Here is a 14,440-nt window from a genome sequence, read left to right on the forward strand (position 1 = left end):
CTATAAATCAAACATGCTGCCTTGTATATCTTCAAAGTGATGCCCCTGCTTAAGCCTGCCTACACGAAAAAGGTTCACTTTTTCATGTGCCTGTCGGGTTGGTTCGGGTATACGGTGCCTTAAGGTACAATTCTGCATAATTTCAAGGCTGGTTTGTACCGATATTTTGTGTCCCGGCGAGATATAAACCGGCTTAACTCCAGTTTTTGTGCGAAGGGCATAGCCTAACAGGTCGCCATTATTGTAAATGGGGCTGTAGCTGCCTTTTTCTAACTTTAGCGGGTCGTACTTTCCGAAAAGCATGTTTTTGGCACAACCAATTGACGGGCAGCCCGACAACAGCCCGAAATGAGATGCAATTCCCATTTGACGTGGGTGCGTAATGCCCTGTCCGTCTAAAACCATAACATCCGGCTTTTGCGGTAACTGGTTGTATGCCTGCAGCAAGGCAGGTACTTCCCTGAAACCAAGATAGCCCGGCACATAAGGGAATTTTGTAACAGCCTCAATTAAGGAATAAGACTGCACTACCATCTGCGGATAACTCAGCACAACAATGCCGGCATACACTATATCAGAGTCTTTGTTATGGGATATATCTGCACCGCCGATGGTAGTTATTTTACCGGGTTCACTTATTAAAGATATATTATGCCGCATTTCATTCTGAATAGCGGTTGCCTCATTAATGGTTATAGTATCATAATTAAGCATTTGTGCTTCTTTTAATGAGGGAAGTTACTAAATAATATCGGCATGTTTTGTAAAGGTTTAGCCAAAACAACTCACCATTAAATTAGTATCACTACCTTATAATTATGATTTTATAAACATATATATGTAGGTAAATGTATATTTTTGAAAATTATCATATCTCTTTATGCATACAGAAGAACACGAGGACAGAAAAGAGCTTTATCATTATCAGGAAAAAGACATTGATACTATTTTTGAAAAGTTTGAGGGCAGGCCCGATAACTACCACCTGCTGTACCAGTTGCCCACAGGCGGCGGTAAAACGGTAATATTTTCAGAAATAGCAAGGCGATATATCGAAAAATATAACCGCAAGGTGCTGGTGCTCACACACAGGATAGAGTTGTGCAAGCAGACTTCTAATATGCTTAAAACCTTTGGTGTAGATAATAAAGTTATAGACAGCAATATAAAAGAGCTTCCTGATCATAAAGAGTTTACATGCTATGTTGCTATGGTGGAAACACTTAACAACAGGCTTAAAGACAAGAAGTTCAGAATGGATTATATAGGGCTTGTTATTGTTGACGAAGCACATTATAATTCATTCAGGAAATTGTTCAGTTATTTCAAAAACTCTTTTTTCCTGGGTGTAACAGCCACGCCGTTAAGCTCTAACATCGATCTGCCGATGTATGAAACCTATGACGAGCTTATAGTAGGAGAACCAATACAATCGCTTATTAATAACGGTTACCTTGCCAAAGCGGAAATGTATGGTTATGATGTAGAGCTTACTTCATTAAAGCTGGGTATTAACGGCGATTATACCGTTAGCTCGTCTGATGAGCTTTATTCACGTTCCGCTATGCAGGATTTGTTGCTGCAATGCTACGAGAGCAGGAGCAAAGGCAAGAAAACCCTTATTTTTAATAATGGTATTAATACCTCGCTTTATGTATATGAAACATTCAGGGCGGCAGGTTACCCCATCAGGCATTTGGATAACCGCACACCCGAAGAAGAAAGGCGTAAAATATTAAGCTGGTTTAAAAAAACACCCGATGCCATAGTAACATCGGTATCTATACTCACTACAGGCTTTGACGAACCTACTGTAGAAACCATTATTCTGAACAGGGCCACACGTTCGTTAACCCTGTATTTCCAAATGATAGGCCGCGGCTCCAGAAAGCTGCCTGAAAAGGATATTTTTACGGTTATTGATTTAGGGAATAACGCGCAGCGTTTCGGGCTTTGGAGCGACCCTATAGACTGGCAGTACATCTTTAAGCATCCTGAGGAGTTTTTAGATAACATACGTACTGATGCCGATATAGAAAGCCACCACATTTACAGGATGCCTGAGGAGCTTCGGGCGAAGTTTGAAAATACGGCAGAGGTTGCTTTTGATGTGGAGGAGGAGTTCCAGATAGCTATGGACGAAAAACTGAAACCTAAAACGGTAATAGAAAAATCGATACGCCAGCATGCATTTATGTGCATAGAAAATACCGACACCATACCTGAGGCACGCAAACTGGCAAAAGAGCTTGATCCGGACATAGAGTACAGGGTAAAGCAATATACAAAGTTACTCAGCAAGACTACAAAGAATTACAGGGAGTGGCTTATAGAGGACTATAAGCACCGCCTTAGCGTATTTATCGGGAGGGTGTTTGAACGTTATAAAGAAGGTGAGGCGGAAGAGATTGAATTAAAAAAGCTTTAATTGCCCGCCGTCACCACTTTGCTTTTTAGGTGGTTTGGCATCACCGAAAATGGTGCGGCCGCCATATTTATAGGATTCATCCCGCTCTTTTTGAATTAATGCCTCAAAATTAGTATTAGGTGTAAAGTCTTTTTCTGCATTTAGCGATATTTCAGACAGTTTTTGTATGGCTGCCATTTTATCAGAATTACCAATTTTAGCCCTGTTAATTGCTGTTTGCAGCGTGTTTATAGTCTCATCAAAAACCTTTATCGGCACAGGGAAAGGATTACCGTCTTTACCACCATGTGCAAACGAAAAGCGGGCAGGGTCTTCAAAGCGGGTAGGGGTACCGTAAATAACTTCACTTACCAACGCAAGTGATTGTATGGTTCTTGGCCCCATACCTTTAAGCATAAGCAGACCTTCAAAATCTTCAGGCTTGTTCTCGTGTGCCATCCAGAGCATAGCGCCAAGGCGTTTCATGTTTACATCCTTCATTTTTACATCATGATGGCCCGGCATTGTTAGGTGGTTAAGCTCTTTTATTATCCTTTCAGGGTGTTCATTTGCAATCAGTAACGATTTTTCTCGTGTAGGCGCAGCTGCACCGGCAGTCAGGTTTAAAATACTTCCCTGGTTCTCGCCATAAATAAAAGTGTGTGGCTCATTTACAAAAGACTGGAGGTCTTTAGAGTGCCAATGATACCGCCTTGCTGTGCTGGTAGCGTTATTAAGCCCCTGTTGTATTACACACCAGTTACCCGTAGCATCTACTATAAAATTATGCTGGTATAGCTGAAAGCCGTCCTGTATAGCGGTATTATCTATCTTGGCTGTTAGCCTGCTTAAACCGGCCAGCTCTATACCATTAAGCCCTGAACTGTTGCCAACGGCAATAAGCTCTTCAGGCGTTTTCATGGAGTGCTTTCCTTTGCCGCCGCAAATGTATATACCCAGTTCTTTAGCATGCGGATTAACCGAACGCTTCAATGCCCCCAGTACCGAAGTTGTAATGCCGGAAGAGTGCCAGTCCATACCCATAACAGCCCCAAAACTCTGAAACCAAAAAGGGTTTGCAAGCTTGCTTATTACCTCTGATGTAGAAAATTCCATAGCAATGGTTTCTACAATAGCCAGCCCAAGCTTTGCCATCCGTTCAGATAGCCAGAGCGGAACGTGGCCGTTATGCAGCGGCAGGTCGGCAGAGCCTGATCTTTTCATACTCAGCAGATTTTTTTATGGAGGGAGGTTGTGCTGCAAAGATAACGAAACCTGCTGATTTTTAGTGTTACGCTTCCCCTTTCCTGAATGTAACAATAGGAGCGAGGCAGCTTTCAGGAATATTAAATGCATCTGTAAGCGGGACAGCATCCCTGCGTATTTCCCAGCACAACTGGCTAACCATTTTACGTATGGCTTTTGTTTTAACGCCTTCCATATAACCTTGTTCTAAATACCATGCTTTATGTTCATGCAGCTTATTAAGTGCAAAAAGAGTGTACAGGCGCTGAAGCACTTCTTTTAAAGGTTCACTTTTACAGTTTTCTACATTCACATTAAATTGTTCGAGTATAACCCTGTCAAGGTAGGCTTCGGCAAGGTTAAGCATGTGCGGGTGCATTATATTGGCGGCATCAAATGTGTCAAGCCCGTCATCAACCAGCTTTTTAAAACGCCTTGCGGCAGAGCTTACCAATTCCCTTTCCCTGTACCGGAATGCGTGCAGGTGAAAATCGGGGTCGGCAAGGTGCTTTTCATCGGTATTGCGTATAGCAAACGGATTTTTTTCAGTTATAGATGTTTTAGCCTGTTGTAATACATAATTAAACAGTGTGCCTACATTCAGTTCACCGAATTCCTTCCTAAACTCACTGAGCCTGTTTTTGGCAACAAGCTGCATCAACACGGTATTATCGCCTTCAAAAGTGGTATATATTTCGGTGTCGTTCTTTAAATCGTCAATCCTGTTTTCAGATATGTAACCCTTGCCGCCACAGGCTTCCCTGCATTCCTGAAGAGTGTCGCGGGTATTCCAGGTTGAATAAGCTTTCATACCTGCAGCAAGCGCTTCTATCTCCTGCATTTCTTCAGGTTTCATGTTTATAAAGCGCTGCGTTACATATTGCAGCGCAAAATGCAGTGCATAAGCGTTGGCAAGATAGGGCATAAGCCTCAGCTGGTGCATGCGGTAGTTGAGTATAGGCACCTCTTTACCGCCTGCAGGGCCAAACTGCCTGCGCTGGTCGGCATATTGTATAGCTATGGTAATGCCCGTACGTGCGGCTGCAAGCGCAGAACGGGGAATACCAATACGTCCGCCAACTAAAGTCCCTAACATGGTAAAGAACCTCCGGTTGTCGCTCGGTATCGGGCTGGTGAACTCACCATCATCATTTACAGAGGCAAACCTGTCCAGCATGTTTTCTTTGGGGATAACCACATTATCAAAATACAGTATGCCGTTATCAACTCCGTTAAGCCCCATTTTTTTACCGCAATCTTCTATAGTTACTCCAGGCAATACGTTCTTGTTTTTATCGCGTATGTGTACTATAAAAGTATTTACACCATAATCGTTTCCGTCAATTATCAGTTTGGCAAATACGGTAGCCATTTCACCATGATTAGCCGCATTCCCTATGTATTCTTTACGGGCATATCTATCAGGAGTATTTATTATAAAGGTTTTGTCAGCATGGTTATAAGTGGCAGTTGTCTCTATACCCTTTACGTTTGAGCCGTGATGTGTTTCGGTCATTGCAAAACAACCGGGCAGGGCAAGGCTGCCCACATCCTTCAGGTATTTTTTATAATGCTTTTCTGTACCTAACGAAAGTATGCTCATGCCCCAAAGCCCGAATTGCACCCCGAATTTAATTACCAGGCTCAAATCGTGGTAACTAAGGGTTTCCATAATGGTAAAATAACGTTCTATATCATCTTTACCGCCATATTCTTTAGGATAGGCATAAGAACCGAGGCCATTATCGGCAAGAATTTGACACCACTGCAGAACGGTCTCCCTGAAATCATCTGCCGACGTATCCGTTAATTCCAGTTCGGGAGAACTTATAATGCTTTTAACCTTGTTTATGATATCCGATTGTGAACCTTCCAGAAATGCTGTCATTTCTGCCACATCGAAACTTTTGCTGGTGTTGTGGGAGTGCGTAACGGTGTCGCGGCTGTTGCTAAATCCTGATATTAGTTCGTTACCGATTATACCTAATTCAGCTTCAAGCTGAACAAACACAGCAGCCTTTTGTTGTATATCCTCATTATTAAAAGTCAGCCTTTCGGCATTGGCTATTAAAATTCCCAACTCAGTTAAATTGGAAGGCCTGTCAGATGATGATAAAACACTATTTATCATATCTTTCCAGCTATACAACTCAGAGCGGGAAGGAGGGGAGCCTGCTTTTATTTTAGATTGCAGAAATTCCTTTTCAGCTTTTGTAATCCAGCCGGTAGCAGTTATAAAATCGTCCAGTTTATTGTATTCCTGCTGCGTCAATATATTGTCTTCCCATGCTATATATAAAAAGGGAACGAATATTGAAAGCTTTGGGTTATTCTGAAATGTAATCATTGCTTGTTTTTCTATAAAAATAAGCAATTACTTACAAGACAATTTGTAATAATTTGTTAAACAGGACTAGCCAAGTAAATTATTAATCTTGGCATGCTGAAGCAGCATAATGGTTTTGGCATCTTTAATTTCGCCTGTAGTAATCATTTCCATAGCCTTGGTGAAAGGCGTTTCTAAAACTTCAATGTTTTCCTGCTCGTTTGCTGCACCACCGCCTTTTCCGGTTTTCATAGCATCGCTGTATGCTGCCGTAAAAAAGTACAGTATCTCGGTAACCGATCCGGGTGACATATAAACCTCCATTACTTTTTTTACATCGGTAAGGGTATATCCTGTTTCTTCTTCTGTTTCACGCCTTATACATTCTTCAGGCTCATTATCGTCAAGCATGCCTGCACAGGCTTCAATCATAAGCCCATCGGTATTGCCGTTAAACCATGTAGGTATACGCAATTGCCTTGTAAGTATAACAGTCTGTTTTTCTTTATTGTAAAGTAAGATAACTGCACCGTTACCGCGGTCGTAAACCTCACGTGTCTGGTTTTGTTCAGAGCCATCTTTAAGTATATAAGTATAATTTACCTTATATAACTTTCCCCAGTTATCAGATAATAATTCTTTAGAATGAAGTTTTACAGTTGGGTTATTTTGGCTCATTGTGCCTTATATTTTATACGGCTGTAAAAGTAAATTATTAAACGCATCCCGCACAAAATTTAAGTTTAAAATAACTGAACATTTATGTTATTGCAGCAGCTTTATAAGAACATAAGTAAGTATATATGCAAATAATGGTGCAACACCCCAAACAGTAAAAAATCGCTTAACCGTCTTGTTACTGAATGTTTTTTTAACGCCATGCTTACTTATACTCAAAGCAATAAAACCTGCCCCGTTTAGCTGTACCAATGATGTGGGTATACCCTTTGTAACTGAAGCTATTAAAAGCAGGCTGGCAGTTATAACAGCTATTATAGTACCATTAAAAGGGGAGACCTTTACAATTTCTTTACCTGTATTTTTTGTGGCCTTATAACCTAATAATGAGCTGCCTATAGCAAAGCATGGGGCAACAATGAGTACCGATAATATTATGATAGGGAGGAAGCTGCCTAAGTTTTCCTGCCCTATTTCATTAGCTGTTAATGATGCTATAGGGGCGGCAGCATTGGCAACATTGTTAGCACCTATAGAAAAAGCAACATACAGCGACGATAGTATCAGTACTGCCTTAAGCCCTTTGTGCTGGTTTAAGTGCCTGTAATCATCAGTAAATACTTTATCTTTTAAGGTTGGCAACAACCATTTGGAAAGCCCCAGCATTATAAAGAAAGCTATTAAAGGTAAGATAATCCATGTTGGGATAATTTCATAAAACAGCTTGTGAGTGTTTAAGCCATCTGTAGCTGTGGCAGCGCCTGCTATTGCCAAAACCGTTGACTGGCTTGTTGACTGCGGAACTCCAATTAAATTGGCCACCAGTATTGAAAGGCTGATGGAAAGCAATATAACAGATGTATTTAGCGGCGTAAAATAATGCTGTTCTAAAAGCCCGTTACCCAAAGTTAATGAGACTTCTTTTCCTGCTATAAGTGCACCTGCAAGCACCATTACCCCAAACAAACCGGGTATTGCATTGCGACGAATTATATTAGCGCCATAAGCTGCCGAAAACGATGGGGCGGTACCACTGCCCCCCATATTAACCGCTAAAAACATAGCCAAAAGAAAAGGAACAGTTAGAGTGCTGAATAAATCTGACATAGTTTACTGGTTATTTGGTTTGCTGAAGTCTATTATATGATTGATTGTGAACCTGACGATGTGACGATTATAAAAATCTACACCCGACTGCCTTTGCTGAAACCAGTTCATATAGTCAAGTTCAACACCAAAATTCTTTAATGGCATATACCTGATACCACCGCCGTAACGGTTCTGGTCAAATACATTATTTACTATTTCGTTGCCGATATTAAGGTGTATTTCATCAAAGGCTTTTAAGGCTATTTTAGCGGAAGGGGAGTACTGGAGTTCAAGTTTGTAACGAAAGCGGTTGTTGGTATATTTAAAAGAACCGTCCGGCTGCTCAAAAAAGCGGAATTCATCGCGGTATCTGTGATGCAGGTTCAACTTATCATTTAATTTTTGCAGGTAAGCAAACTCAAACTGCGGCCTTAACTCTGTCTGGTTTGTATAATCTTCTACATTAGGGTCATGAGGCAACGAGTGTACAAAATACGTAAAGCCTAATGCTGTATTCCAGCCTTTGCCTAATTTTCTTTCAAGATTGGTGCGGGCTACAAACTGGTGTTGCCGCCAGGGGAACCAGTATGTCCTTTCTTCAATTTCCTGCCGTAGCTGGTAATTGTCGTTAAATTTTAGTGTTAAGTGATAGCGCATCCATAATAGGCTTTGCGTTTCAATGTTTTTTTGTGCAGTAACATTAGTAAATCTTAATGTGCTAATAACTAGCAAAGCAACTTTGAGAAGCGTAGTTTTTTTCACTTATTACAGTTTTCTAACAGGATGCAAATATATAACACCTATTATTCCTACCAAATAAGTATGATATAAATTTAAAAAAATTATTCTTTTTTGGTTTCGCGTTCAATTATGTTGGCTAACGTGGCTTTTTTAAGACGTTTTACTGTTTCGTTCCTTATTTCCATAGCTACCTGTCGTATACCGCAGGTTTCCTCATCAACACACTCTTCACAACGTTCATAATATTCATATGTAACACACGGCAGTAGGCCAATTGCGCCGTCAAATAGACGCAGGACTGTAGCCATATTAATTTCCTCTGGTGTACCGTTTAAAATATAGCCGCCATATTTACCTTTTTTACTTTTTAGAATCTTGGCGTTTTTAAGCTCACTCAAAATTGACTCTAAAAATTTTAATGAGATTTTCTGGTCTTCAGAAATACGGCTTACCGATACAGGCCATGAATCTGTATTCCTTGCAATATATACCAGTGCATTTATGGCGTACTTCGTTTTTTTAGATAACATTACTGTTTAAGCGCTTATTTTACAAATATAGGATTATTAGAGCCCGGGCACAAAAAATAAAATATATTGTAAAATAGGAAATAATTATAAATGAATTATAATTTATAGTATGATTAGTATTTTTTTGTATATTTGCCATGATGAATTTTAAAAACCAATCCGGCAAGGTGCGCTAACACCGTTTGAGCCGGATTTTTTTATTAAACAATATTTCAAGTATCAAATTACCGCAGGCGTTATTACGCTAACGCGGTTGAGCGCGGGTTAGAAAGTAGGGGAGTGCTATTCTAATGCAGAACCTTTTAAGGTTATGTAACCTATTTGCCGCCCTACAATTCTATTTTTCCGGTCAAAAGAATATATTTTCATATAATGAAAGCCATGCTTAGACCTCCAATACTTTTCGAGTGTAGAGAGGTAAGCACGGCTTATTCTTATCCAAATATAATTTTTACCGTTGTTGAATATGCGGTTGCTATATACAACCTTAGCGACAGCCTGTTTAACTCTGTGCGTTGCCATATGATGAATTTTATTCAAGGTGCGCTAACACCTACCTTAACGGTACGAATATAATACTTTATTTTTCATATTTTACACTTGTTAATAAAAAGTTAATCAAAGACCGGACACCGAATAAAGACAGAACCGGGCATGGACACTTTTTAGTTTTTTAAAAGAGTTTACGGTAGTTGTAATATTTCGCCCTCATTCCGGGTAAAATCGCTGTCATTGAGTAACGAATAATCCGTTATTGAATGACTACAAAAAAACTGCTCCAAAGGCGTGAAAAAGCCTTGTATCCAATCGGAGGGGACACTATTTGTACCCTCATAATAGCCAAGCAAAAAACCGCGCTCCGGGAATACTATTTGACTGTTGTCCGTAGCTATGTGACAGATTTTGCGTTTTGTGTTCAAGTAAATTATTCCTTGTGAATATGGCATAATATCCGGTTTAAATGTTATATCCTAACTCTTTCAGTTTAACGACTTCACTGGCGCAATATTGATGCAAGTCGCGCGATAAGTCGCGCATGCGTGTACCGATATAATACAAGTGTTTCAAAGCCTCAATATCGTTGCCAAATTCGACTAAGATTTCAAATATCATTTTCTCATCTTCAGTTGAGCCAGTCCAAAAGTCCCACCATTTACGACTATCCCACTCATTAACACGAAGCCCGGCGATTATCCCACGTGCAGCACTCATTAACTGTTCGTTAGTGTGATGCTTTAAATTTGCCGGGATTTCGTTAAGTTTAGCCGTCCACATCTCATCACGTACAAGCGGGTCCATAGCACCCTCTAACCACTCATCTTTCATATGCTCTTCAGCTTGCTCGTCAGCACTCCATAACTGCTTTCTAATGAGTTTATAAACCGGGATGAGTATCAATATACCCAACAGGAGTAAAACGCCCTTAAACAAAAGCCCTATATTAATAGGGCTGTTTTGTAGATTAATTGCTGCCATGTTTTACTTCTTTACACGGTTGATAATCATTTTAACAACAGACACAAGTCCAATTGCAGCAAGAACCGTTAAAGGAAATGCGTATTTTGTAGCGAAGTTTACAATCTTATCTTTCATGATTTTAATTATTATTTTTTTGTTAGTAATCGTTTTAACTTATCGCGGAATACATAGCCAAGACCGAGTAAAAAAAAACAGCGATTATAGCGTATGCAGGGGTTTTACTACCGCCCTTGATTTCGTTATCAAAATCAAAGCCCCATTTGTTATAGACCTCCCTAAAGTAATCCTCAACCTCTTTTTTAAGGATTTTTTTATCCTTATTCCGGTCAAAAATTGGGTTTTGTTTGGCTATCAGTTCAGCCGATAAACCGGAAGTTTGGAAAACATAATCATCACTTTTGCCCTGGGCAACCGGGAAGAACACCGAAAGGTAAACATCTACAAAACTTTTAGGTTTTGTGCGCAAAGCCTGTTTCAGATAGGCTTTAACCACATCCATTTGTTCTATGAACGACATTTGCGCCAACTCATCTAAATAGTACTTACGGCCTGCAATGGTTTTGTATTCAACACCCTTTTTATCACGTGTGAACTGGATAAGGCCGACAGAGCCGATACCGTTCCTGATTGACGGGCTAAAGGTACGAGCGGTTTCAAAGAACATGACCGCCAAAAGCCAATTTGGTTGGTCAATATTGACAGCTTTGCAGACTTCAATTACTTTTTGTATTTCAGCGTGCGACAGCTTATCAATGAATTTACTGCTGATTTTCGGTACTGTTGACATGACCCGGTTTGTTTATTTTACTGAACCTGTCAAGACCAAACTCGAGCGTATCAAGCGCAGCTTGGACGACTTGCCCCCAATAGCGGACATTTTGCAGGGTTTTAAGGATATTAAAACCTTTAAGACTTGGCATTTTCATTTGCTTCAGTATTTTCATTAGACAATCGTTTTAACATTTCCTGATATTCAGCACGTTCGGCGCGCCGTTCCTTACGCCTTGCCCGGCGTTCGCGGAGGTACTTACCCAGTTCAGGAATGCCAAGGGTAAGCACGAGTTTTATTATTTCTTTCATATTAATTGTAAAAAGTAGTTACAGAACCCGTTACGTGTTTACCTTTGGCAGTATAACCGTCGCCATTTGGAGAGATAACCAAGCCTTTGGTTTCAAGCACTATTTTACCCGTTTCAAGGGATAAAAGACACGGCAAGGTTTCAGGCGCGCCCATAGGATATTCCACTATGCAAATCATCTTATGAAACTTGTTGCCTTTTTTGCTGATAATTTCGCCCGGAACACCCGCAGAGTAAGAACCATCTTTTTTAAGTTCGGGAGGAGTCAACCAAGTTGCCTTGTAAGGTTTTACCGTGAACTTAATAAGTCCCTGCTTCGTTACCTTAAAAGCGTTTACTATATAAGCACCTCCACCGTTTTTAAGTTCGGTATACACCGCCCAAGTGCGCTTTACTTCAGGTTGCTGTTGCTGGTATTGCTGTTGCTGATAGCCACCACGATTATTATAATTGTTGTTTCGGCTGTAATTGTTTCTGCCGGAAGAACGGCGCGAATTTCCACCACTTCGGAAATTACCGCGAGAGTTGTTATTGAACCCCATAGATTAATTGTATTATTAATTGTTTGATTTCTGTTAACTTGCTTAAAATGATAGTGATAGTATCAAGCACAACCACAACAAACAGCAAGCACCCTATTTTATCTGTTTGCGAATTTTCCTTTGCCACCGCGCGAAAATGGTTTTTTAACGATTACCCATATTGCGCCACCAACGAGTACAACAGCACCAATTACAAGCACCTTGTTATTGTTTACCCAGGTTTTAAAGGCTTGCCAACCGGACTGATTTACAACGTTATTGCCAACAGCAGTACCACCGATGGCAGTACCTAAGCCGATAGCAGCACCGCCAAGAGTACCGTTTATTATACCGTCAAGGGTAGCGTTCCCGGTTTGTATTCCACCCTTTGTAGGCATACCGTTTGCAGCATAAGAAGCGTTAACAGGTGTAGCATTCGGCATATTACCGCCTGTTTTATATTGCGCTATTTCAGCAGGAGTGCCTGTAAAGATTATCGTACCTAAACCCTTTGAGACGAAGCCTTGAGCCATAGAAAGAGGAAAAGGTCGGATTTTACCGTCAGTGTATTGAAAGACAGCCCAAGGAGTTGAACCAGTTACAGTTTTTACAGCATTTCCGATACCACCAACCAAATCAGCTAACTTGCTGTTATTTCCGGCTTGCTCCTTTATTAGTTCGCCCATACCGGGAACCATACCACCATATTTATCGGCAAGCCCGGCAACAGTTTTCGTTGCGCCTGATATTGCTTTTGTTATTTTACCTAATGAAAAGCCCATATTACACCTCCCTCCTTAATGTAAGATTTACTATACCTGATTGCGCCTTACGGATGTTTATCCTGTTATAAATTGTAAAACCACCGGGAGAAATAGGAAGACTGATTTTAGCAGGCTCAACATATGCAGTTCCATCAGGCTGAACAATCTGCAAAACATCCATTTGACGAACAATAGCGCGCAACTCTTCAGGCTCAAATTTTGCGACATTGCCATTAGCACCAGTCAACTGGTACTGCTCTACCTCCGGTATATCATCAATCAAAAGATGAGTGTAACCGTTCAGAAAAAAATCGACATCGGTATCGTCACGCTTCATAGTTTTGGTTTCAAACTTTAAAAGAGGAGAACCACCGACAACAGTATCTTCAATGGCATTAACAGCGTAGTTATTGCCAACCACAAGACCGCTAAGTTCAACCTTTAAAGTATCTCCGGGCATCATAAGAATTGCACCCATTTTTGCAAGCTCTATCATAATGACAGTGCTACCCTCATCATCTGAAAGTATAGCCTCATCATCAATGTTTGTGAGCAAAGCAATATCTTTTAGGGACATAAAACCCTGTGTAAATTCATGCGAATTGGCATTCGCACGCTCCAACTGAATGTTAATTTTTTCCGTATTCAATTCCTTGAATGCAACATCAGTTGTAATCATAATCGTAGAGACTGCCTTACCTGTGGACAGAACCCCGGTTTGCGTTACGCCTGTTTTGGCTGGATAAAGTTTCATTTTGTTTTTAATTATTAGTTAAACATCTATGAAACAAATATATACCATGCTATAACCGGGGTTGGCGGTATTGTCGTAAGCTGGTTTTTTTGTCGCTTTTTGTCGTTTTTAGTTTATACCGAAATATTCGGCATAATGTTTGAAAGTCACTTTGGGAATGCCGTTTAAATCTTTGATATTTTTTAAATAGCGTTGGGCTGTCCTTACAGTTACGCCCATAAGCGCAGATACTTCTTTTGAAGTCATTACATGATATTGAGAATATTGCATAATGTGAATTATTAATGTTGAGTGATAGGCGGGGAGAGGGTCAGAGTTCGCCCCGCCTTAAATGTTACAACAGAGATATATTAAATAAGCTGTTGTAATGGCTGATAGGATTACATAAACTATCAGTATTTTTTTAAACAGACGGTACAAGCCCATACTCTACAAATATTTTATGTTCAAACGTAATAGGATATTTTTCTCTGATTTCAATCCAAAATGGAGTACTGAATTTTTCAGCAACCAATTTATGATACGGACACTTTTTTAATTTATCAACGAGTTCGGTAAGACACTCACCACCCCCGGAACTTAAAACCAATTCAGAATGACACTTTGCATGATACCAACTATCGGAGTGAAGAAGCATTTTAGACTGCACAGTCTTAACTCCACATAGTTTACATATAGAACGTTTTTGTTTGGTAGCCATGAGAGTTATTTTAAGTAAATTTCCAATTTGCCGTACTTTCTGTACTTTAAGGTAATCTTGTTCGTTTGCATAAACTTAATGCGTTGTAGCGCGTTATTTGCGTTTTCTTTGGTTATATACTTGTCTA

18 protein-coding genes are annotated in these 14,440 nt (G+C 40.2%); 1 reads left to right on the top strand and 17 read right to left on the bottom strand.

The window, feature by feature from the left end; all coding sequences use genetic code 11:
- Window positions 1–714: a deoxyribonuclease V gene (gene nfi / locus KJK34_RS04615; protein ID WP_223052681.1), complete on the bottom strand. Its 714-nt coding sequence runs from the start codon at window positions 712–714 to the stop codon at window positions 1–3.
- Window positions 715–880: 166 nt separating this feature from the next.
- Between nfi and KJK34_RS04620 the strand changes: the two genes are divergently transcribed.
- Entirely contained in the window at window positions 881–2,428 is a 1,548-nt protein-coding gene (locus KJK34_RS04620; RefSeq protein ID WP_223052682.1) for a DEAD/DEAH box helicase, read from the top strand.
- Here KJK34_RS04620 and KJK34_RS04625 read toward each other — a convergent pair.
- The 16 genes from KJK34_RS04625 to KJK34_RS04700 form a co-directional block, all read right to left on the bottom strand.
- Window positions 2,414–3,631 carry a DUF763 domain-containing protein gene (locus KJK34_RS04625; RefSeq protein ID WP_223052683.1) on the bottom strand — a complete coding sequence of 406 codons (1,218 nt, stop codon included), beginning with the start codon at window positions 3,629–3,631 and terminating at the stop codon, window positions 2,414–2,416. The genes KJK34_RS04620 and KJK34_RS04625 overlap by 15 nt on opposite strands.
- 67 nt (window positions 3,632–3,698) lie before the next feature.
- On the bottom strand, window positions 3,699–5,999 hold the full coding sequence (locus KJK34_RS04630; protein WP_223052684.1) for an acyl-CoA dehydrogenase family protein: 2,301 nt from the start codon (window positions 5,997–5,999) through the stop codon (window positions 3,699–3,701).
- A 66-nt stretch (window positions 6,000–6,065) separates the two neighbouring features.
- The gene (gene nudK, locus KJK34_RS04635; protein ID WP_223052685.1) at window positions 6,066–6,656 is read right to left on the bottom strand and encodes a GDP-mannose pyrophosphatase NudK; all 591 of its coding nucleotides are present in this window, start codon (window positions 6,654–6,656) and stop codon (window positions 6,066–6,068) included.
- A gap of 87 nt (window positions 6,657–6,743) precedes the next feature.
- Window positions 6,744–7,763 carry an inorganic phosphate transporter gene (locus KJK34_RS04640; RefSeq protein ID WP_236937584.1) on the bottom strand — a complete coding sequence of 340 codons (1,020 nt, stop codon included), beginning with the start codon at window positions 7,761–7,763 and terminating at the stop codon, window positions 6,744–6,746.
- Between the two features lie 3 nt (window positions 7,764–7,766).
- Entirely contained in the window at window positions 7,767–8,402 is a 636-nt protein-coding gene (locus tag KJK34_RS04645; RefSeq protein WP_223052686.1) for a DUF2490 domain-containing protein, read from the bottom strand.
- Window positions 8,403–8,587: 185 nt separating this feature from the next.
- Window positions 8,588–9,016 carry an RrF2 family transcriptional regulator gene (locus tag KJK34_RS04650; protein ID WP_223052687.1) on the bottom strand — a complete coding sequence of 143 codons (429 nt, stop codon included), beginning with the start codon at window positions 9,014–9,016 and terminating at the stop codon, window positions 8,588–8,590.
- A 282-nt stretch (window positions 9,017–9,298) separates the two neighbouring features.
- Window positions 9,299–9,538 (bottom strand): hypothetical protein, encoded by a 240-nt coding sequence (locus KJK34_RS04655; protein WP_223052688.1) that lies wholly within the window; start codon window positions 9,536–9,538, stop codon window positions 9,299–9,301.
- A gap of 435 nt (window positions 9,539–9,973) precedes the next feature.
- Window positions 9,974–10,492: a hypothetical protein gene (locus KJK34_RS04660; RefSeq protein ID WP_223052689.1), complete on the bottom strand. Its 519-nt coding sequence runs from the start codon at window positions 10,490–10,492 to the stop codon at window positions 9,974–9,976.
- A gap of 151 nt (window positions 10,493–10,643) precedes the next feature.
- Window positions 10,644–11,282: a hypothetical protein gene (locus KJK34_RS04665; protein ID WP_223052690.1), complete on the bottom strand. Its 639-nt coding sequence runs from the start codon at window positions 11,280–11,282 to the stop codon at window positions 10,644–10,646.
- A complete protein-coding gene (locus KJK34_RS04670; RefSeq protein WP_223052691.1) occupies window positions 11,254–11,439 on the bottom strand; it encodes a hypothetical protein in 186 nt (61 codons plus the stop codon). The genes KJK34_RS04665 and KJK34_RS04670 overlap by 29 nt, the downstream gene beginning before the upstream one ends.
- Window positions 11,402–11,575, bottom strand: coding sequence for a hypothetical protein (locus KJK34_RS04675; RefSeq protein ID WP_223052692.1), 174 nt, complete (start codon window positions 11,573–11,575; stop codon window positions 11,402–11,404). Before KJK34_RS04675 ends, KJK34_RS04670 begins: the two co-directional genes overlap by 38 nt.
- Before the next feature lies 1 nt (window position 11,576).
- The gene (locus KJK34_RS04680; RefSeq protein ID WP_223052693.1) at window positions 11,577–12,116 is read right to left on the bottom strand and encodes a hypothetical protein; all 540 of its coding nucleotides are present in this window, start codon (window positions 12,114–12,116) and stop codon (window positions 11,577–11,579) included.
- 98 nt (window positions 12,117–12,214) lie between these two features.
- A complete protein-coding gene (locus tag KJK34_RS04685) occupies window positions 12,215–12,877 on the bottom strand; it encodes a hypothetical protein (RefSeq protein WP_223052694.1) in 663 nt (220 codons plus the stop codon).
- Between the two features lies 1 nt (window position 12,878).
- On the bottom strand, window positions 12,879–13,436 hold the full coding sequence (locus KJK34_RS04690) for a hypothetical protein (RefSeq protein ID WP_223052695.1): 558 nt from the start codon (window positions 13,434–13,436) through the stop codon (window positions 12,879–12,881).
- A 285-nt stretch (window positions 13,437–13,721) separates the two neighbouring features.
- Complete coding sequence (locus KJK34_RS04695) at window positions 13,722–13,859, bottom strand: helix-turn-helix transcriptional regulator (RefSeq protein WP_223052696.1); 138 nt, start codon at window positions 13,857–13,859, stop codon at window positions 13,722–13,724.
- A 157-nt stretch (window positions 13,860–14,016) separates the two neighbouring features.
- Window positions 14,017–14,313 (bottom strand): hypothetical protein, encoded by a 297-nt coding sequence (locus KJK34_RS04700; protein WP_223052697.1) that lies wholly within the window; start codon window positions 14,311–14,313, stop codon window positions 14,017–14,019.
- Window positions 14,314–14,440 lie beyond the last annotated feature (127 nt).

It is taken from the genome of Flavobacterium coralii, from assembly GCF_019891545.1.
In the GTDB taxonomy this organism is placed as follows: domain Bacteria; phylum Bacteroidota; class Bacteroidia; order Flavobacteriales; family Flavobacteriaceae; genus Flavobacterium; species Flavobacterium coralii.